The following is an 18,062-nucleotide window of genomic DNA, read 5'->3' as shown; positions in this document are numbered from 1 at the left end:
GTTAGGAGCCCATGCCATGACCCTGTCCAAATTTCGTGCGGATCTTTGTTCGACCACTCACAATTCCAACCTGCGCGATGGGTTGATCGGAGAAAATGTTCTGATCCCGGGTCTGCTTGGGGACGTACCGCTTGTCTATGCGGATTACGTCGCTTCGGGCCGTGCCTTGCGGCAGGTCGAAGACTATGTCGCGCAGCATGTGTTGCCGTTCTACGCGAACAGCCATACCGAGGCCTCCTACTGCGGTTCTTACATGACACGTCTGCGTCGCGAGGCGCGCAATGAGATAGCCCGCCTTATTGGTGCGAGGGGAGAAGACGCGGTGATCTTCACCGGGTCCGGTGCCACGGCGGGGCTCAACCGGTTGGTCAGTTTGATGGGAGTGGAAGAGGCTGACCAGCCGGTTGTTTTAATCGGACCTTACGAACACCATTCAAACATTCTGCCATGGCGCGAGAGCAAGGCGCAGGTCATCGAAATCCCTGAAGACGAAAGTGGGGGTGTGGATTTGCAAGCGCTGGAATCTGCTCTTGAGGCTCATGCAGATGCCGATCTGTTAATCGGGTCATTCTCAGCGGCGTCCAACGTGACCGGCATCATAACCGACCCTGATCCCGTAACGCGCGTGCTCAAGGCACATGGGGCTTTGGCCGTTTGGGACTATGCCGGCGGTGGGCCGTATCTGCCGATGGATATGGGGCCAGCAGATGCACGCAAGGATGCGATCGTGGTGTCGCCGCACAAGTTCCCGGGTGGTCCGGGCGCATCGGGTGTTTTGGTCGTAAATCAAACTGCTGTGCAGCGCGATTGCCCAAGCTGGCCCGGTGGTGGCACCGTCAGTTTTGTATCGCCCTGGCGCCACGATTACAGCGCCGATCTGTCAACGCGGGAAGAGGCCGGAACGCCGAATGTGATCGGAGATATCCGTGCGGCGCTGGCGTTCATCGTGAAGGATGTCGTCGGAACAAAGGAAATTGCCGAGCGCGAGGCGCAGTTCAACCGGATGGCTCTGGAAGGTTGGCAGGACAACCCGCACCTGACTTTGCTTGGGGTCGATAACCCGCATCGCTTGCCGATCTTCTCGTTCCTTGTGCGCGACAACGCTGGACAACCGGTGCATCAGCAGCTGTTCACCCGGATGCTCAGCGACATCTATGGTATTCAGGCGCGCGGTGGCTGTGCCTGCGCAGGGCCGTACGCGCATCGCTTGCTGGGTATTGATCGTAAAGCTTCAGAGGCGTTGCACGCGGCCCTGTCTGCGGGTGAAGAGATGAAGAAGCCCGGCTGGGTGCGGCTGAATTTTTCGTATCTGATGAGCGAGGAAACGGTTCAGTTCATTGTCGACAGCGTTAATGATCTTTCCCGCCGGACCGAGGCATTTGCGCCGCATTACGATGCAGACCCGGCGACCGCGCGCTTCAAAGCCGCATGATGGAATTGCCGCTTTTCTCAACCCGTTGAGACAGGTATGAGAGGCCCATTCAACGGAGCCTCTCAATGACCAAGATCACCCCACAACCCGGCATTATGGACATCGCGCTGTATCAGGGCGGCCAGTCGCATGTGGCCGGGGTGGAGCACGTGATCAAGCTGAGCTCGAACGAAAACCCGTTCGGGCCAAGCCCCAAGGCGATTGAGGCGGTACGCGACAGCGCCGCAACTTTGCACCGCTATCCAAGTACGGATCATGCAAGCCTGCGCGCGGCCATCGGTGCACGCCACGGGTTGGATCCGGCGCGGATCATCTGCGGGGTCGGCAGCGACGAGGTGCTGCAATTCATCGCTCAGGCCTATGCGGGGCCGGGGGATGAGGTGGTCTATACCGAGCACGGGTTTTCGATGTACCCGATCATCGCCCGCATGGCGGGCGCGACGCCGGTCATGGTGGCCGAGCGCGACCGCAAGGTGGATGTGGATGCCATTTTGTCGGCAGTGACAGGGCAGACGCGGATTGTGTTCGTCACCAACCCGGGCAATCCGACCTCGACCATGATCTCGAATGACGAACTGGAACGGCTTGCACAGGGTCTGCCTAACACTTGCCTGATGGTTCTGGACGGGGCCTATGCCGAGTTTGTGGATGGGTTCGACGGCGGTGCGTCGCTTGTGGACGCCTATGAGAATGTCATCATGACCCGGACTTTTTCCAAAGTGTACGGGCTGGGTGGAATGCGGGTTGGCTGGGGCTATGCGCACCAATCGATCATCGACGTGCTGAACCGGGTGCGCCAACCGTTCAACCTTTCATTGACTGCCTTGGCAGCGGCAGAGGCTGCGGTGAACGATGTCGAGTTTCTGTCCTTTTGCCAATCGGAGAACGCACGTCTGCGTGTGTGGTTGGCAGAGGAACTTGCCAAGATCGACGTGCCCTCTGACCCGTCCTGCACCAATTTCATCCTTGCACGGTTTGCTGATCAGGCCGAGGCAGAAGCCTGCGACGACTACCTCAAAACGCAGGGTTTGATTGTCCGCCGGGTTGCGGGCTACAACCTGCCGAACGCCTTGCGGATCACCGTCGGCGACGAAGAAGCCTGCCGCCGAGTGGTTGCGGCGATCACTGCATTTAAGAAGGGCGCAGCATGAGCCAGATTTACGACCGTGTTGCGCTGATCGGGCTGGGCCTGATTGCTTCGTCCATGTTCTGGGCCATCAAAAGGGCAGGGCTGGCCGGTGAAGTCACAGGCTATGCCCGGTCCGAGGCCACGCGAGACACTGCGCGCAGGATCGGACTTTGCGACCGCGTGTGCGATACCGTGCAAGAGGCCGTTGAGGGCGCCGATCTGGTTGTACTCTGTGTCCCGGTCGGGGCGATGGGGGCTGTCGCAGAAGAGATTGCACCCGTATTGAAACCCGGCGCGACAGTATCGGATGTCGGATCGGTCAAGCGCCACGTGATCGACGCTGTGCAGCCGCACATCCCCGAAGCCGTGCATTTTATCCCGGCACACCCGTTGGCAGGGACCGAACATTCCGGCCCGGAATCTGGCTTTGCAGAACTATTTGACAACCGCTGGTGTCTGCTGGTCCCGGTCGAGAACTCGGACCCCGAGGCGATTGCCCGCCTACGTGCGTTGTGGGAAGGAATGGGGTCAAACGTCGATGAGATGGATGCAGATCACCATGATCTGGTGTTGGCCGTAACCTCTCATGCGCCGCACCTGATTGCCTATACAATGGTTGGCGTGGCGGACGATCTGCGACGCGTAACCGACAGCGAAGTCATTAAATATTCGGCTGCCGGTTTCCGGGACTTCACCCGCATCGCAGCATCCGACCCGACCATGTGGCGGGATGTTTTCCTGTCCAACAAGGATGCGACGCTGGAAATTCTGGGCCGCTTCACCGAAGAGCTGTTTGCGCTGCAACGGGCCATCCGGACCGGCGACGGAGAGCATTTGTTTGACTACTTCACCCGCACCCGTGCTATTCGTCGCGGCATCATCGATGCGGGGCAGGACACGGATGCTCCGGACTTCGGACGAGGGAAAGCTGGTTCATGAAGCTAGGCTGGAGGCACGTTCTGATCGGGGTTTTGGCCGCTGCGGCTATGACGTCACAGGCTGCGCCTTTGGAACAATCCCTTGTGCCTTTGATGCGCCCGGCGTCGGACCAGACCGCTTTGACAGCCGCTTCTCAACCCACAGTGCGGCCGATGCCTCGCCCGATCGCGCCGCAGGTCACAGCCGCCGCAATACGCCCGTCGGATGTGCCGCTCAGACCCTTGATGCGCCCCAAATGGCTGGAACAAGAGGTGCTGTTCAAAAAGCGCAAGCTGTGGAAAAGCTCGGTTTGTGGCGACATCGCCATTCAGGGCAAACCAGTGGGTCGGGTCGGCAGTAAGAGCTCAGCTTGTGGCGTTAAAGATGCGGTGCAGATCACGTCGGTTTCGGGCGTCGTGCTCAGCCGTCCTTCGACAATGGATTGCGGCACCGCGATTGCGCTGAACAAATGGGTCGACAAAACGGTCAAGCCTACCTTCAAACGTCGTGGCCCTGTGATCGAATTGCAAGTGGCTGCCCATTACGCCTGTCGGACGCGTAACAATCGAAAAGGCGCGCGGATATCTGAGCATGGCAAGGGGCGCGCGATCGATATATCTGGGTTCAAAATGGCAGATGGAGAGGTGGTGACCGTTCTAAACGGTTGGCGCAAGAACCCCTCGCAGAAACAACTCAAGAAAATCTGGCGCGGCGCGTGTGGGCCATTTGGCACCGTTCTGGGGCCGAATTCTGATCGCTATCACCGGGATCATTTCCATCTGGACACGGCCCGCTATCGCAGCGGACCTTACTGTCGCTAGCGCAGGATCAAGCGCGGGGCAGGTCCCAAGGGCAAAGGCCCAAGTGCCACAAACCCGTCGCGGAAGTTTAACTGCAAGTCCAGTGCATTCGGGTTCCCACCTAGCCCAGCCATAAAGTTCAGCGCGCGCGTAACCGGATCGACGGCCTGGTCCGGCAAGGCACCCGCCGCATTAGCCATGGCGATCATGTCCCGCCAATTTTCTGCTTTGACCGCAATCTCTCCCGTTGGGATTCCTTGCGTATCCACATCCAGCGCACCGGTCGCGAACAACCTGAGCCCACCCCACTTGGCCTCGGCGAGCTTTAGATCGATCCTGACCGGCTGAGGACGACCCTGTTCCAGCGCAGACCGGTCCCAGGGCTTGTCGAATGCTGCCACCATATCCAATTCCAGCGTATCGAAGGACTGCGGCAGCGAAGTGGCGGTTTCCATAAGGTTGCGCAGGTCATCACCGGGCGTGAAGCCATCCACGCGAACAACCATGCTATAAGCCTCGGGCGTTGCGGTTTGTTCCATCAGCAGTTCCAGCGTTTCGCCTGCGGCCAACGCCTGCGCGTTCTCGGTGATGGACCAGGGGCCTGCTGTCAGTGCCATTTTTTCCAAAACCAGCGCAACGCCGGGCCGCAATTGCAAGTGCGCCTGCAGCGCGTTTGCCTCGATCGTTGCGGTCTGGTCAAAGTAAGACAGGCGCTGCGGTGTATCGGCAAAGCGCAGGATCTGACGTCCGGGCCAGATCGCGGGGCTTTCAAATTCAATCCAATCTGCGCTCCAGGCGGTGCCCGTTACTGGGTCGGCAAGGGCTGGATTGTTCAACCGTGTCGTGTGGTGGGTCGGATAACCCGCCGTTGCAACATCCGAGAAGTCCGCTTGCCAGCCCAGCTCTTGCTGTTGATCAAACCAACCGGTGATGGCATTGCGCAACCCATATCCGGCAATGAACCAATAGGCGCTCCACAGAACGGCGATAAAGATGAACACTCGTAATAGATGACGCATGAGCTTTGGCCCTTTTTCCTGCCTCGGATTTGATGTTTATAGGCCGAAACAGGCAAGGACCAGTGCAATGACGATGTGGGTATTCGGATATGGATCGCTGCTGTGGAATCCGGGCTTTCCGGTGGCGCGCAGCGAACGCGCAACGTTGCACGGTTTTGCCCGGTCCTTCTGCATGAGTTCCATCCACCATCGCGGGACCGAAGAAAATCCGGGTCTGGTGCTGGCGCTGGACGAGCAGGCAAACGCAAATTGCACGGGTCTGGCCTTGGCGGTTGAAACTGGCCACGAAGACCGCACCCTGCACGAGTTGCGCGAACGCGAACTGATTTCTTCGGCCTATGTCGAGCGGATGCTGGATGTGCATCTGGAAACCGGAGACATCGTCAATGCCGTCACCTATGTGATCGATGCCGACCACGTACAGTATTGCGGTGGGATGCCGTTAGAGGAACAGGCCCAGATCATCGCCCACGCGATTGGTGGGCGCGGTCCCAACGACGAATACCTGTACAATACCGCCGAACATCTGGCCGAGATCGGTCTGCGCGACCCCGATCTTGAGTGGTTGGCGCAACGGGTGCGCAGCATCTCCGCATAAACTCTTGGCGTCACCCGCGGAATTTCGCTAGATTCGCCGCAGAGCAGGCAAAGACCGGGAACCACGCGCATGGCGCAGGCACATCAGGGCGCGAGACCCCATTTCTCGCATCCAACACGACAAATCTTGTTGATGTTGATGGCAATCGGCCTGTCCGGGCTGGGTGTATTTCTGGCGCTGCCTTACGTGCTGCCGGTATTCTTCGCCAACCCGTATCTGAACGGATTCATCTTGCTGGTCTTCCTGATCGGCGTTTTTGCGTGTTTTTATCAGGTGACACAGCTGATTGGGTCCGTCCGCTGGATCGAGGCTTTTGTCGGTGGCGTGGTACGCGAAGACGCCCGCACACCGCAACTGCTGGCCCCCTTGGCGTCACTTCTGCGCGAACGGGGTGCCCGGTCTCAGATCAGTTCTACTTCGACCAGATCCATTCTGGATTCCGTGGCTGAGCGGGTCGAGGAAGAGCGGGAAATTACCCGCTATATCACCAACGTCCTGATCTACTTGGGTCTCTTGGGCACGTTCTTCGGGTTGGCAACGACCGTTCCAGCCATTGTCGACACCATCCGCAGCCTGAACCCGCAGGAGGGCGAAGAAGGTCTGGCCGTCTTCAACCGACTGATGACCGGGCTTGAGGCGCAGTTGCAGGGCATGGGCGTGGCGTTCGGATCGTCGCTGCTGGGTCTGGCCGGGTCTTTGATCGTTGGTCTGTTGGAAGTCTTCGCGGGTCACGGGCAAAACCGATTTTACCGCGAGCTTGAGGAATGGTTGTCATCGATCACCCGCGTTGGATTTGCCAGCGGCGAAGAAGGCGGTGCCGAGATCGCCGTGCTGACACCTGTTCTGGATGCCATGTCCGAACAGATGGACGCGTTGCAGGATCTGTTTTCCGCTCAGGAAAGCGAGAGGGCGGAGGTGTCCGCCAAGCTTGGGCAACTGGTTGATGTGATCGGTGAGATGAACAATCGCCAAGCCAATAGCGAAAGTGTCACCTCGGCTTTGGAGCGCGTAGCCCTTGGGCAGGATGCGCTTTTGGATCACATGCGCGATCACGGTGCAGGTGAAGGCATCGATGCCGAAAGCCGGATGCGCTTGCGTTCGATGGATGTGCAATTGCTGCGGATTCTCGAAGAGATTTCAGCGGGTCGACAGGAAAGCATGAACGAGTTCCGCAAGGACATCGAACTTCTTGTCAAGGCCCTGACTCTGCCGCGCGGTGCGGTGCGCACCACGCCGGAAGGAGAATAATCCATGGCGCTGTCCCGCCGCACCGGTCAACGGTTCCAGGGCTCGGTCTGGCCCGGATTCGTGGATGCGATGACGGGGCTGTTGATGGTGCTGACCTTTGTCCTGACCATCTTCATGGTGATCCAGTTTGTTCTGCGCGAAACCATCTCGGGTCAGGAAGACGAACTGACCACGTTGGCCGACGAAGTTGCGGCGCTTGCTGGTGCTCTGGGTTTGGAAGAGCGTGAGAACAGCCGTCTGCAGGCCCGCCTCGGGGCGCTCAACACAACCTTATCGCAAGCCGAGGACGATTTGGCCCAAGCGCAATCGCTGATCGCATCGCTGACCACCGAACGCGACCGGCAGGCCGTGGCGCTAGACCAAGCTCAGACGCGGATCACCGATTTCGAAGCACAGGTTGCTGCTTTGCTGGCTGAACAGGAACAGGCGCTGGGCAATATTGCGGCGCTTGAGACACAGCGCGAGCAATTGCTGTCCGAGCAGGAGGCATTGAACCTCGCTCTGGCCCAAAGCCGTGAAGAAATTGATGCGCAGACCGAAGCCGCCCGACTGGCTGCTGCGCGTCGCGAAGCGCTGGAAGCTTTGGTCGCGGATCTGGAACAAAGCGGTGAGGAACGTGCAGCGCAAATCACGACCCTTGAACAGCAACTGAGCGACGAAGAAGCCGCCCGCCTGGCCGAAGCTGCCGCCGCTGAGGCGTTGCGAAATCGGCTGCAAGACGCGGATGCTGAGCTGACGGCCATGACCCTTGCATTGGAAGCGCAACGCCAAGAGGCCGAAGACACACTGACCCTGCTGGCCGCCGCTCAAGCTGCGCAGGCCGAGTTGCAGCGCAGGTTCGGCGATCAGGATCCGGACGCGTTGAAGGCTCAGCTTGAAGCCGCGTTGCAGGCGCAGACGCAAGCGCAAGCTGATGCTGACGAACAACGCACTCTGGCTGAACAACGTCAGGCTCTTCTGGCATTGGCCGAGTCGACATTGTCTGATGAAAAAGATATCTCGGCCGAGGCACAACGCGAGGCGGCCTTGTTGAACCAACAAATCGCCGCCCTGCGCGGGCAGTTGGGGTCGTTACAGGCCTTGCTCGACGATTTTGAAGAGCGGAATGAGGCCGCAGAGATTCAGATCCAAACTTTGGGGCAGGATCTGAACGCGGCGCTGGCCCGTGCCGCATCTGAAGAACGCCGCCGTCGCCTGTTGGAAGAAGCCGAACGCCTGCGCCTTGAGGCCGAAGCCGAAACACTGGCCGGTCAGAATGAAGAACTGGCAGCGCAGGCGGAAGACCTTCAGCGCTATCGTTCAGAATTCTTTGGTCGCCTGCGGGATGTCCTTGGAGATCAGGAAGGCGTACGGATCGAAGGCGATCGGTTTGTCTTCTCGTCCGAAGTTCTGTTCCCGACGGGTTCGGCCGTGTTGTCCACCGAAGGACGCCTGGAGGTTGCCAAAGTCGCAAACATCCTGCGCAGCGTTGCGGCTGAGATTCCGACCGGATTGAATTGGGTGATCCGCGTTGATGGTCATACCGATAACGTCCCGCTTGCCGGCAGTGGCCGATACCGCGACAACTGGGAGCTCAGCCAGGGCCGCGCGCTTTCGGTGGTACGCTACATGGTCGACGCGCTGGGCATCCCGCCAAACCGTTTGGCCGCCAATGGGTTTGGCGAGTTTCAGCCGGTCAATCCGGCTGATACACCCGAAGCCCGCGCGCAGAACCGCCGGATCGAATTAAAACTGACCGAGCGGTAATCCGGCCAATCCTTGACTTAGACGGGCCTGTCTTAATGGGATTTCATCTTATGGCCGATGAAAATTGGCGCATGAACCCTATATCAAACCATAGGTTGATTGGAGTTGTGCGTGACAAACAAGGCGACAGATGTACACTTAGCGGTCCGTAACGCCCTGCGAGCCCCTTATCAGCGCATAGCCTTGTGCCAAACCCCACAAGGAAACAGATTTTGGCTGAAACGCATCGAACGCTTCGCGCCCCATCTCTGGCTGGTGAAGGGCAAACCTGAACAAGCCTTCGACAGAGACCGATCTTCTCACCGGTTCCTGTGGAGCTACGGTGCACCGGTCCCCAGAATTGTGGCGGAAGGCAAAGGGTACTTCGCTGTCCAAGATGCCGGAGCCAGCCTGACAAAGGTTTGCGCTGACAAATCAGTTACGAGCACTGAAAAACTCAGAGCCTGTCGTGCTGCTGGTCAGGCGCTGGCAAGGCTGCATGCGATGGATCTGGTCCATGGGCGCCCGGCGTTTCGGGATATGTGCTGGGATGGACGTCAAATTCGCTTCATTGATTTTGAGTATTTTACGCCCACCAAAGCCGGTCGGCTTCGCAAAGCCCGCGACCTGGGTATTGCGACCCTGTCATCTCTGGCACAGGGCGGTATGGGCTTATACTACGCCTATAGTGTGCTGTCCGCTTACGTTGCGGCGCGGGGCAGGAAACCAAAAGCGCTGCCGGTGCCATATCCTGTGCCGGTGCGAAACAGTCACCCGCGCATTCGGTGACGGATGTGACAGATCGCGTTACTGTCGTCCAAACTTAAAGCTTTGATCCGGTGTGCCCATGAAACATCTAGGCACCACAGGATAATCCTCGGTCAGGAAATAGGCATAAGTTCCGCTGGGATACTCGGCTGATACGGTGAAAGCGCCGTTGCATTGGTCCAAATTGCCGTGACCCTGAGCATATGCATAGTCTTCGTTAAAAGTGCCGTCGTATCGACGGTTCGGCTGGGAACCTCCGGGCCTGTTTCCGGACTTCAGGCGATAAGACGATTTCATTTCAGTTACTTTGCCATCGATTTTTCCAGTCATCGCATAGATCGGAAAACCATCAGCGGCATATCCTATCAGGGGTGAATGATCTGAAGGGGACCATCCCAATAGTTCGATCAGCCCGGTCGGCACACCGTGATAGTGGTACTTTCCGTTCGGCTGAACATGTGCGTAATTTGCATCCAAACCCAGCGCAATAGCACCGCCCAACGCGTTGTAGGACCACCCCGATCCCGGGTCACCATGCCAGAACTCGGCAGCCAGTGGGTCGAACACGACCCCGTTGAGAGAGACGCCAAAATTCCAACCCATGCGGAGCGGTGTGGAGGTTCCTTTGGCAGTAGGGTTCGCTGGAAGCTTGAGCTTAACCTTCTGCGTTTCAATTTGGTGTGGATTTCCCCGGTTTGGAAACTGGCCAACCAGATGATCGGGAATTCCGTTGCCTGTCACTTTGATCTTGCTGCCTTTCTCTTTCACCGAGGCAATGTTTTCCCCGGGATCAACAGTTGCAGGTACCAATCGGAGAGGTTCAGTTGCCGTCTCGTCGTGATAGCGGAACCTGTGTTGTGCTGTTGCAATTGCCGCTACTGCAGACAGCGCAAAGGCAGCGCCCCAGATAACTGAAATCTTGCTCATGAATAAAACCCTGCTTTTTGCGTTCGTTATTGAGAGTTTCACGCAGCAAGACCGAAGTTCCGTCGAACTTTAAGGGAATAATAGAAAAAAGCCCGACGATTTGGACCGCCGGGCTTATTTAACACTTTGTTTTCGGGTCAATCTGCCGTCAGCAGCGGAGGCTTGTCACCGGGGATGCGCGGCTGATCCGGGCCCAGAATCTCCAGATCCAGGTCGCCCTTTTTGACCGAGACACGAACCACGCCACCCTTGGCCAGCTTGCCAAACAGCAGCTCTTCGGCCAGAGGTTTCTTGATGTGTTCCTGAATGACACGGCCCAGCGGACGCGCTCCCATCTTGTCGTCGTACCCTTTGTCGGCCAGCCATTCGGCGGCTTTGGGTGTCAGATCAATAGTCACGCCGCGATCCAGCAATTGAGCCTCAAGCTGCAAGACGAACTTCTCGACCACTTGCAAGATGACCTCTTTCGGCAGCGGTGCGAACGAGATCACTGCATCCAGACGGTTGCGGAATTCCGGCGTGAACATGCGTTCGATCGCTGCGGTGTCTTCGCCTTCGCGACGGTCGCGACCAAAACCGATGGCTGCCTTGGCCTGTTCCTGCGCGCCCGCGTTCGAGGTCATGATCAGCACCACGTTGCGGAAGTTCACCGTGCGTCCGTTGTGATCCGTCAGCTCGCCATGGTCCATGACCTGCAACAGGATGTTGAACACATCCGGGTGTGCTTTCTCGATCTCATCCAGCAGCAATACACAATGTGGATGCTGGTCGACACCGTCGGTCAGAAGACCACCCTGATCGAACCCGACATAGCCCGGAGGTGCACCAATCAAGCGGCTGACTGCGTGTTTCTCCATGTATTCCGACATGTCAAAGCGCAGCAGTTCCACACCCAGCGTATCCGCCAGCTGCTTCGCAACCTCGGTCTTACCCACACCGGTCGGACCCGCGAACAGGTAGTTGCCGATGGGTTTCTCAGGTTCGCGCAAACCGGCACGGGCCAGTTTGATCGCGCTGGACAAGGCCTCGATGGCCAAATCCTGACCAAAGACCACGCGCTTCAGCGAAGCTTCTAGGTCCTTCAACACTTCAGCATCGTCCTTGGTGACGTTCTTTGGCGGGATACGGGCAATTTTGGCAACAACGGCCTCGATCTCTTTCACGCCAATGGTCTTGCGACGTTTACTTTCCGCCAGCAGATGTTGCGCGGCACCGGCTTCATCGATCACGTCGATCGCCTTGTCCGGCAGCTTGCGGTCATTGATGTAACGCGCCGACAATTCCACCGCGGTTTTGATTGCGTCAGCGGTGTATTTGATCGCGTGATGCTCTTCAAAATAGGGCTTTAGACCCCGCAGGATTTTCACGCTGTCTTCGACCGAAGGCTCATTCACGTCGATCTTCTGGAACCGTCGGCTCAGCGCGCGGTCTTTTTCGAAGTGTTGACGGAATTCCTTGTACGTGGTCGATCCCATGGTGCGCAGTTTGCCACCCTGAAGCGCAGGCTTCAGCAGGTTCGAGGCATCCATCGCCCCGCCTGATGTTGCACCTGCACCAATCACGGTGTGGATCTCGTCAATGAACAGAACCGCGTCGGGATGATCTTCCAGCTCGGTGACAACGGCCTTTAACCGTTCTTCGAAATCACCGCGATAGCGGGTTCCGGCCAGCAGCGCGCCCATGTCCAGTGAGTAGATCGTGGTGTTGGCAAGAACATCAGGTGCCTCTCCTGCCACGATTTTGTGCGCAAGACCTTCGGCGATGGCGGTTTTACCCACGCCCGGATCGCCAACCAACAGAGGGTTGTTCTTGCGGCGGCGGCACAGCACCTGGATACAGCGTTCTACCTCTGCCGAGCGTCCGATCAGCGGATCAACGTCCCCTGCGCGGGATTTCGCGTTCAGGTCGACGCAGTATTTCCCAAGCGCGCTTTCTTTCTGCTCGGCCTCGCCAGATGTTGTCTGAGCGTCTTCTTCCACCTGATCTGCGCCCGAAACCGAGCGGCTTTCGCCATAAGCAGGGTCCTTGGCCACGCCATGGGCGATGAAATTGACCGCGTCGTAGCGGGTCATGTCCTGTTCTTGCAGGAAATAGGCGGCATTGCTTTCGCGTTCGGCGAAAATGGCGACCAGTACGTTGGCGCCGGTCACTTCGGTCCGGCCCGAGCTTTGTACATGGATCGCAGCGCGTTGAATCACGCGTTGGAACGCGGCCGTTGGAACGGCTTCTGATCCGTCGATATCCGTGACTAGATTCGAAAGATCCTCGTCAATGAATTCCACCAGAGTGCTGCGCAAATCGTCCAGATCGACGCTGCACGCTTTCATGACGCGCACCGCATCGGGTTCTTCCAGAAGCGCCAGCAGCAGATGCTCTAGCGTTGCAAATTCATGACGCCGTTCATTCGCAGCCGCCAAGGCCGCGTGGATGGCTTGTTCCAGTGTGCTCGAGAATGAAGGCACGCGGGTGCTCCTCTGTCTTGGGTCAGAAGGGGGCGGGCTTGCGGCCGGAACCCCATCCCAACCATGTCCTCATACTATTAGAGTTTGGTTGATCGGCGTCCGGCTTCAAGGGTTTTCTTTCACTTGACAGTCACATTTGTTGTGACCGTGGCCGTGAAGAGGGTCAAATAGGCATCAGAACCCGTCTTTTCTACCCCGGATCTCTGCAAATACGGCCTCGGGCCTCGCGCCTGTCATGCCTAAATGGGCTTGAATCGCCGGGTCAGTCGCCCTCAGGAACGGGTTTGTGGCCTTTTCCAACGCTAGAATCGACGGAACCGTGGCTTCTCCGGCTGCTCGCGCCCGGTCAATGTCAGCGATGCGCGCCTTTAGGTCCGGGTTGTCCGGATCGACGGTAATCGCGAATTTTGCGTTGGATTGTGTATATTCGTGTCCCGAACATACCAGTGTGTCATCAGGCAGGGCCGCCAGTTTACTCAAAGATGCCCACATTTGTTCCGGCTTGCCTTCGAACAAACGACCACAGCCCAGCGCCATGAGACTGTCGGCGGTGAATACCGCGGCACTTTGAGGCATGTAGTATGCGACATGCCCCACAGTGTGGCCGGATACATCCAGAACCTGAACTGGTTCCCCCCCGATTTCAAAGCTGTCGCCCTCGGTCACCTGTAGATCCAGTGGTGGTAAGCGATGGGCATCCGCCGCGGCTCCGATAACCTGTGCAGGGTGTTTTTCCAAAATGCCTGCCAGCCCATCGACGTGATCCCAGTGATGATGGGTCAGCAGCACATGAGATAAGGTCCATCCACGCGCCTCCAGCGCCTTTAAAATCGGTGCGGCCTCGGGGGCGTCGATCAGCGCGGTTTGGCCACTTGCGGCGTCGTGGGCCAGAAAGGCGTAATTGTCGCTCAGGCATGGGATTGTAACGATCTCAAGAGGCATGGCTTTTTGCCCTTTCATTGCTAGACTGCGCCCAGCTAAGCCGATTGACCGGATGTTCGCAATGCATCTTGATGTGCAGGATCTGAGGAACTTTTACTATCGTAGCACGTTGGGGCGTGCAGCGCAGGCGGCCATTCGTGGGCGTTTGATAGAGCTTTGGCCCGAGGCCAAAGGTCAGACAGTGGCTGGATTCGGCTTTGCTGTGCCGTTGTTGCGCCCGTACCTGGCAGATGCGCGCCGCGTCATTGGGCTGATGCCTGGACCTCAGGGCGTAATGCCCTGGCCTGCGGGGATGCCGAATGTCTCTGTTCTGACCGAAGAAACGCTTTGGCCAATCGAAACGGGTCATGTGGACAAGCTTGTTGTGATGCATGGGCTGGAAACGTCAGAGAGGCCGAACCAGTTGCTGGATGAATGCTGGCGTGTTTTGGGTCCCGGCGGACGGGCCGTGTTCATCGTTCCCAACCGGGGTGGTCTGTGGTCGCGTACTGACAAGACACCATTTGGCTTTGGGCGTCCTTACACAGCCACGCAGCTGGAAAACCAGCTTAAGGCGCATCACTTTCTGCCCGAGGCGCACTGTTCGGCGTTGTACCGGCCACCTTCGTTCCGCCGCTTTTGGCTGAAATCCGGAAGTTTGATCGAAAAAACCGGACAAAGAATTCCCACTGTGATGGCAGGCGGTGTGCTGATGGTTGAGGTCAGCAAGCACATCCGACCCCCCAGCGGAAGCGTGACCAAAGATGCAGTCAAAAAGCCGATTAAGGCACTGGACGGCTTGTTGAAGCCTGCGTGACAATCGCGGGCTTTCCGACGCGGTGAAAATGCGAGAAAAAAGTCACAGGAATCGCAAAAACCTGCATATTCGTAACATTTTTCAACTGAGCCAACGGGTTCAAACGGTCGCACTTGGGCTAAGTGTATGAAAAGTAACGTTTTGTGGATAAATATGTTACCGCTATAGCGTATTGCTTGGTTCGAACACCTCTGCTACATCCCCGGTGATTTTGATCCCCGCCCTTTATGGACGGGGTTTCTTCACGCCCCCGGGTAGCTGCCGCACGCGAATTCGGGGCCTCAAATATCGGAAGGGTGGACGTGTCCGAACCAGCTTCGATTTCCACGGGCATTGCCGAGCGCTATGCTACGGCGATCTTCGAGATCGCAAAAGAGAACAAAGACCTCGCAGGTCTGGAATCTGGCATCAATGATCTTGCAGTAGCACTGGGCGACAGCGCCGAGTTGCGCGACCTGATCGCCTCGCCGCTGGTTTCCCGCGCCGAGCAGGAAGGTGCAATCACCGCTATTGCCGACAAAATGGGTCTGAACGCGATTCTGCGGAATACGCTGGGCCTGATGGCGCAGAAGCGCCGCCTGTTTGTTGTGCCACAGCTGGTTCAGGTTCTGCGCGACATGCTGGCTGACGAGCGTGGCGAAGTGACTGCCGATGTTGCCTCGGCCAAGGCGCTGACCAAAACACAACTGGAAAAACTGTCCAAGACGCTGTCCGAGCGTGTTGGCAAGACCGTGACTATCAATGCGACCGTGGATGAAAGCCTCATCGGCGGTCTTGTCGTTAAAGTGGGCTCGAAGATGATCGATAGCTCGATCCGTTCGAAGCTGAACTCCCTACAGAATGCAATGAAAGAGGTCGGATAAATGGGAATCCAAGCTGCAGAGATTTCTGCAATCCTGAAGGACCAGATCAAGAATTTTGGTCAGGAAGCCGAAGTGGCCGAAATCGGCCGCGTGCTGAGCGTCGGTGACGGGATTGCCCGTGTATACGGCCTGGACAACGTGCAAGCGGGTGAGATGGTCGAATTCCCCGGTGGCATCATGGGTATGGCGCTGAACCTGGAAAGCGACAACGTTGGTGTCGTTATCTTTGGTTCTGACCGTGACATCAAAGAAGGTGACACCGTTAAGCGCACCAACTCGATCGTGGACGTTCCGATCGGTGACGAGCTGCTGGGCCGCGTCGTTGACGGTCTGGGTAACCCGCTGGACGGAAAAGGTCCGATCAACGCGTCCAAGCGTGGCGTTGCAGACGTCAAAGCGCCCGGCATCATCCCGCGTAAATCGGTGCACGAGCCGATGGCAACCGGCCTGAAATCGGTTGACGCGATGATCCCGATTGGCCGTGGCCAGCGGGAACTGATCATTGGTGACCGTCAGACTGGTAAAACCGCCGTTGCTCTGGACACCATCCTGAACCAGAAAGTTTACAACGACGCAGCAGGCGACGACGAGTCGAAGAAACTGTACTGCGTTTATGTCGCGATTGGTCAGAAGCGTTCGACCGTTGCGCAGCTGGTGAAGAAACTGGAAGAGTCCGGTGCGATTGAATACTCGATCGTTGTGGCCGCGACCGCGTCCGACCCGGCACCGATGCAGTTCCTGGCACCTTACGCCGCGACGGCGATGGCTGAATACTTCCGTGACAACGGCCGCCACGCGCTGATCATCTATGATGACCTGTCGAAGCAGGCTGTATCCTATCGTCAGATGTCCCTGCTGCTGCGCCGTCCGCCCGGACGTGAAGCGTATCCGGGTGACGTTTTCTACCTCCACTCGCGCCTGCTGGAGCGTTCGGCGAAGCTGAACGAAGATTTCGGCGCAGGCTCGCTGACTGCTCTGCCGGTTATCGAAACTCAGGGTGGTGACGTTTCGGCGTTTATTCCGACCAACGTGATTTCGATCACCGACGGTCAGATCTTCCTTGAAACCGAACTGTTCTACCAGGGTATCCGTCCTGCTGTGAACACCGGTCTGTCGGTTTCTCGTGTGGGCTCGTCGGCTCAGACCAACGCGATGAAATCGGTTGCTGGCCCGGTTAAGCTGGAACTGGCTCAGTACCGCGAAATGGCGGCCTTTGCCCAGTTTGGTTCGGACCTCGACGCCGCAACTCAGCAGCTGCTGAACCGTGGTGCGCGTCTGACCGAGCTGATGAAACAGCCCCAGTACTCGCCGCTGACCAACGCGGAAATCGTCTGCGTCATCTTCGCAGGTACCAACGGTTATCTCGACAAGATCGAAGTTTCGGATGTTGGCCGCTATGAAGCCGGTCTTCTGGCACACCTGCGTGGCAAACATGCGGACCTGCTGAAGTGGCTCACCGACGAAGATCCGAAGATCAAGGGTGATGCGTCCGACAAGATCAAGGCAGCGATCGACGAATACGCCGCAACCTTCGCTTGATAGGAGGTTCCGATGCCTAGTCTGAAGGACCTTAAAAACAGGATCGAGTCGGTCAAATCGACCCGCAAGATCACCAAGGCCATGCAGATGGTCGCGGCTGCAAAACTGCGCCGCGCCCAGGAATCTGCCGAAGCCTCGCGCCCCTATGCCGAACGGTTCAATGCCGTGATGGCGGGGCTGGCGGCTTCGGTCGGGGGCAGCGACAGCGCCCCCAAGCTGCTCCGTGGTACGGGCAGTGATGATGTCCATCTGCTGGTTGTGATGACAGCTGAACGCGGCCTGTGCGGCGGCTTCAACGCGAACATCGCCAAGCTTGCCCGCGCCAAAGCAGAAGAGCTGCGAGGCAAAGGCAAGACGGTCAAAGTTCTGACCGTTGGCAAGAAGGGCCGCGACGCGCTCAAGCGTGATTTGGGCGATCTGTTCGTCGGACATGTGGATCTGAGCGAGGTCAAGCGTCTGGGTTATTCCAACGCGCAAGACATCGCGAAGGAGATCCTGTCTCGTTTCGACGGGGGTGAGTTCGACGTTGCCACGATCTTCTACTCGAAGTTCGTCAACGTTGTGACCCAGATCCCGACGGCACAGCAAGTCATTCCCGCGTCGTTCGAAGACGAAGCGGCGAGTGACGACAGCGGTGCAATTTTCGACTACGAGCCCAGCGAAGAGGCCATCCTGGCCGACTTGCTGCCCAAGGGGGTTGCGACCGCGATCTTCTCGGCTCTGCTCGAAAACGGAGCGTCTGAACAGGGTGCACGGATGTCCGCGATGGACAACGCGACACGCAACGCGGGTGAAATGATCGACAAGCTGACGATCCAGTTCAACCGCTCGCGTCAGGCCGTGATCACCAACGAGCTGATTGAAATTATTTCCGGCGCCGAAGCGCTGTAAGAAAA

16 protein-coding genes are annotated in these 18,062 nt (G+C 57.9%); 12 read left to right on the top strand and 4 right to left on the bottom strand.

What is annotated here, in order from left to right; translation table 11 throughout:
* The first annotated feature begins 16 nt into the window (after positions 1-16).
* The 4 genes from GOV90_RS13850 to GOV90_RS13835 all read left to right on the top strand — a co-directional run bounded on the left by GOV90_RS13850 (position 17) and on the right by GOV90_RS13835 (position 4,300).
* Positions 17-1,432, top strand: a complete 1,416-nt coding sequence (locus GOV90_RS13850) for an aminotransferase class V-fold PLP-dependent enzyme (protein ID WP_171172862.1) — start codon at positions 17-19, stop codon at positions 1,430-1,432.
* Between the two features lie 65 nt (positions 1,433-1,497).
* Positions 1,498-2,583 (top strand): histidinol-phosphate transaminase, encoded by a 1,086-nt coding sequence (hisC, locus tag GOV90_RS13845; RefSeq protein ID WP_171091764.1) that lies wholly within the window; start codon positions 1,498-1,500, stop codon positions 2,581-2,583.
* Positions 2,580-3,500 carry a prephenate/arogenate dehydrogenase family protein gene (locus GOV90_RS13840; RefSeq protein ID WP_171172861.1) on the top strand — a complete coding sequence of 307 codons (921 nt, stop codon included), beginning with the start codon at positions 2,580-2,582 and terminating at the stop codon, positions 3,498-3,500. The genes hisC and GOV90_RS13840 overlap by 4 nt, the downstream gene beginning before the upstream one ends.
* Positions 3,497-4,300, top strand: coding sequence for an extensin family protein (locus tag GOV90_RS13835; protein WP_171091760.1), 804 nt, complete (start codon positions 3,497-3,499; stop codon positions 4,298-4,300). Before GOV90_RS13840 ends, GOV90_RS13835 begins: the two co-directional genes overlap by 4 nt.
* Here GOV90_RS13835 and GOV90_RS13830 read toward each other — a convergent pair.
* Positions 4,297-5,298 (bottom strand): DUF2125 domain-containing protein, encoded by a 1,002-nt coding sequence (locus tag GOV90_RS13830; RefSeq protein WP_171091759.1) that lies wholly within the window; start codon positions 5,296-5,298, stop codon positions 4,297-4,299. The genes GOV90_RS13835 and GOV90_RS13830 overlap by 4 nt on opposite strands.
* A 67-nt stretch (positions 5,299-5,365) precedes the next feature.
* Between GOV90_RS13830 and GOV90_RS13825 the strand changes: the two genes are divergently transcribed.
* From GOV90_RS13825 to GOV90_RS13810, 4 genes are all read left to right on the top strand, one after another.
* Positions 5,366-5,896 carry a gamma-glutamylcyclotransferase gene (locus tag GOV90_RS13825; protein WP_171091757.1) on the top strand — a complete coding sequence of 177 codons (531 nt, stop codon included), beginning with the start codon at positions 5,366-5,368 and terminating at the stop codon, positions 5,894-5,896.
* 69 nt (positions 5,897-5,965) lie between these two features.
* On the top strand, positions 5,966-7,144 hold the full coding sequence (locus GOV90_RS13820; protein WP_171091755.1) for a biopolymer transporter ExbB: 1,179 nt from the start codon (positions 5,966-5,968) through the stop codon (positions 7,142-7,144).
* A 3-nt stretch (positions 7,145-7,147) separates the two neighbouring features.
* Positions 7,148-8,890 (top strand): peptidoglycan -binding protein, encoded by a 1,743-nt coding sequence (locus GOV90_RS13815; RefSeq protein WP_171091753.1) that lies wholly within the window; start codon positions 7,148-7,150, stop codon positions 8,888-8,890.
* 111 nt (positions 8,891-9,001) lie between these two features.
* Entirely contained in the window at positions 9,002-9,658 is a 657-nt protein-coding gene (locus GOV90_RS13810; protein WP_171091751.1) for a hypothetical protein, read from the top strand.
* A gap of 18 nt (positions 9,659-9,676) precedes the next feature.
* Here GOV90_RS13810 and GOV90_RS13805 read toward each other — a convergent pair whose 3' ends face one another.
* The 3 genes from GOV90_RS13805 to gloB all read right to left on the bottom strand — a co-directional run bounded on the left by GOV90_RS13805 (position 9,677) and on the right by gloB (position 13,968).
* Positions 9,677-10,564: a YHYH protein gene (locus GOV90_RS13805; RefSeq protein ID WP_171091749.1), complete on the bottom strand. Its 888-nt coding sequence runs from the start codon at positions 10,562-10,564 to the stop codon at positions 9,677-9,679.
* A 137-nt stretch (positions 10,565-10,701) separates the two neighbouring features.
* Positions 10,702-13,026 (bottom strand): ATP-dependent Clp protease ATP-binding subunit ClpA, encoded by a 2,325-nt coding sequence (clpA, locus tag GOV90_RS13800; RefSeq protein WP_171091746.1) that lies wholly within the window; start codon positions 13,024-13,026, stop codon positions 10,702-10,704.
* Positions 13,027-13,200: 174 nt separating this feature from the next.
* Positions 13,201-13,968, bottom strand: a complete 768-nt coding sequence (gene gloB / locus GOV90_RS13795) for a hydroxyacylglutathione hydrolase (protein WP_171091744.1) — start codon at positions 13,966-13,968, stop codon at positions 13,201-13,203.
* A 61-nt stretch (positions 13,969-14,029) separates the two neighbouring features.
* Here gloB and GOV90_RS13790 point away from each other — a divergent pair, with 61 nt between their 5' ends.
* The 4 genes from GOV90_RS13790 to GOV90_RS13775 all read left to right on the top strand — a co-directional run bounded on the left by GOV90_RS13790 (position 14,030) and on the right by GOV90_RS13775 (position 18,057).
* On the top strand, positions 14,030-14,764 hold the full coding sequence (locus tag GOV90_RS13790; protein ID WP_171091742.1) for a class I SAM-dependent methyltransferase: 735 nt from the start codon (positions 14,030-14,032) through the stop codon (positions 14,762-14,764).
* Between the two features lie 302 nt (positions 14,765-15,066).
* On the top strand, positions 15,067-15,627 hold the full coding sequence (locus GOV90_RS13785) for a F0F1 ATP synthase subunit delta (protein WP_171091740.1): 561 nt from the start codon (positions 15,067-15,069) through the stop codon (positions 15,625-15,627).
* On the top strand, positions 15,628-17,166 hold the full coding sequence (gene atpA / locus GOV90_RS13780; protein ID WP_171091738.1) for a F0F1 ATP synthase subunit alpha: 1,539 nt from the start codon (positions 15,628-15,630) through the stop codon (positions 17,164-17,166).
* Between the two features lie 12 nt (positions 17,167-17,178).
* The gene (locus tag GOV90_RS13775) at positions 17,179-18,057 is read left to right on the top strand and encodes a F0F1 ATP synthase subunit gamma (RefSeq protein WP_171091736.1); all 879 of its coding nucleotides are present in this window, start codon (positions 17,179-17,181) and stop codon (positions 18,055-18,057) included.
* Positions 18,058-18,062: the final 5 nt, after the last annotated feature.

Origin of the sequence: Ruegeria sp. HKCCA5929, assembly GCF_013034525.1 — a bacterium.
Classification (GTDB): Bacteria; Pseudomonadota; Alphaproteobacteria; order Rhodobacterales; family Rhodobacteraceae; genus Ruegeria.
This window is presented reverse-complemented; position numbering and strand designations above follow the sequence as displayed.

Excerpts from the sequence above, each read along its gene's own strand:
- GOV90_RS13850 (WP_171172862.1), top strand. The coding sequence starts at position 17 with ATGACCCTGTCCAAATTTCGTGCGGATCTTTGTTCGACCACTCACAAT.
- hisC (WP_171091764.1), top strand. The coding sequence starts at position 1,498 with ATGACCAAGATCACCCCACAACCCGGCATTATGGACATCGCGCTGTAT.
- GOV90_RS13840 (WP_171172861.1), top strand. The coding sequence starts at position 2,580 with ATGAGCCAGATTTACGACCGTGTTGCGCTGATCGGGCTGGGCCTGATT.
- GOV90_RS13835 (WP_171091760.1), top strand. The coding sequence starts at position 3,497 with ATGAAGCTAGGCTGGAGGCACGTTCTGATCGGGGTTTTGGCCGCTGCG.
- GOV90_RS13830 (WP_171091759.1), bottom strand. The coding sequence starts at position 5,298 with ATGCGTCATCTATTACGAGTGTTCATCTTTATCGCCGTTCTGTGGAGC.
- GOV90_RS13825 (WP_171091757.1), top strand. The coding sequence starts at position 5,366 with ATGACGATGTGGGTATTCGGATATGGATCGCTGCTGTGGAATCCGGGC.
- GOV90_RS13820 (WP_171091755.1), top strand. The coding sequence starts at position 5,966 with ATGGCGCAGGCACATCAGGGCGCGAGACCCCATTTCTCGCATCCAACA.
- GOV90_RS13815 (WP_171091753.1), top strand. The coding sequence starts at position 7,148 with ATGGCGCTGTCCCGCCGCACCGGTCAACGGTTCCAGGGCTCGGTCTGG.
- GOV90_RS13805 (WP_171091749.1), bottom strand. The coding sequence starts at position 10,564 with ATGAGCAAGATTTCAGTTATCTGGGGCGCTGCCTTTGCGCTGTCTGCA.
- gloB (WP_171091744.1), bottom strand. The coding sequence starts at position 13,968 with ATGCCTCTTGAGATCGTTACAATCCCATGCCTGAGCGACAATTACGCC.
- GOV90_RS13790 (WP_171091742.1), top strand. The coding sequence starts at position 14,030 with ATGCATCTTGATGTGCAGGATCTGAGGAACTTTTACTATCGTAGCACG.
- atpA (WP_171091738.1), top strand. The coding sequence starts at position 15,628 with ATGGGAATCCAAGCTGCAGAGATTTCTGCAATCCTGAAGGACCAGATC.
- GOV90_RS13775 (WP_171091736.1), top strand. The coding sequence starts at position 17,179 with ATGCCTAGTCTGAAGGACCTTAAAAACAGGATCGAGTCGGTCAAATCG.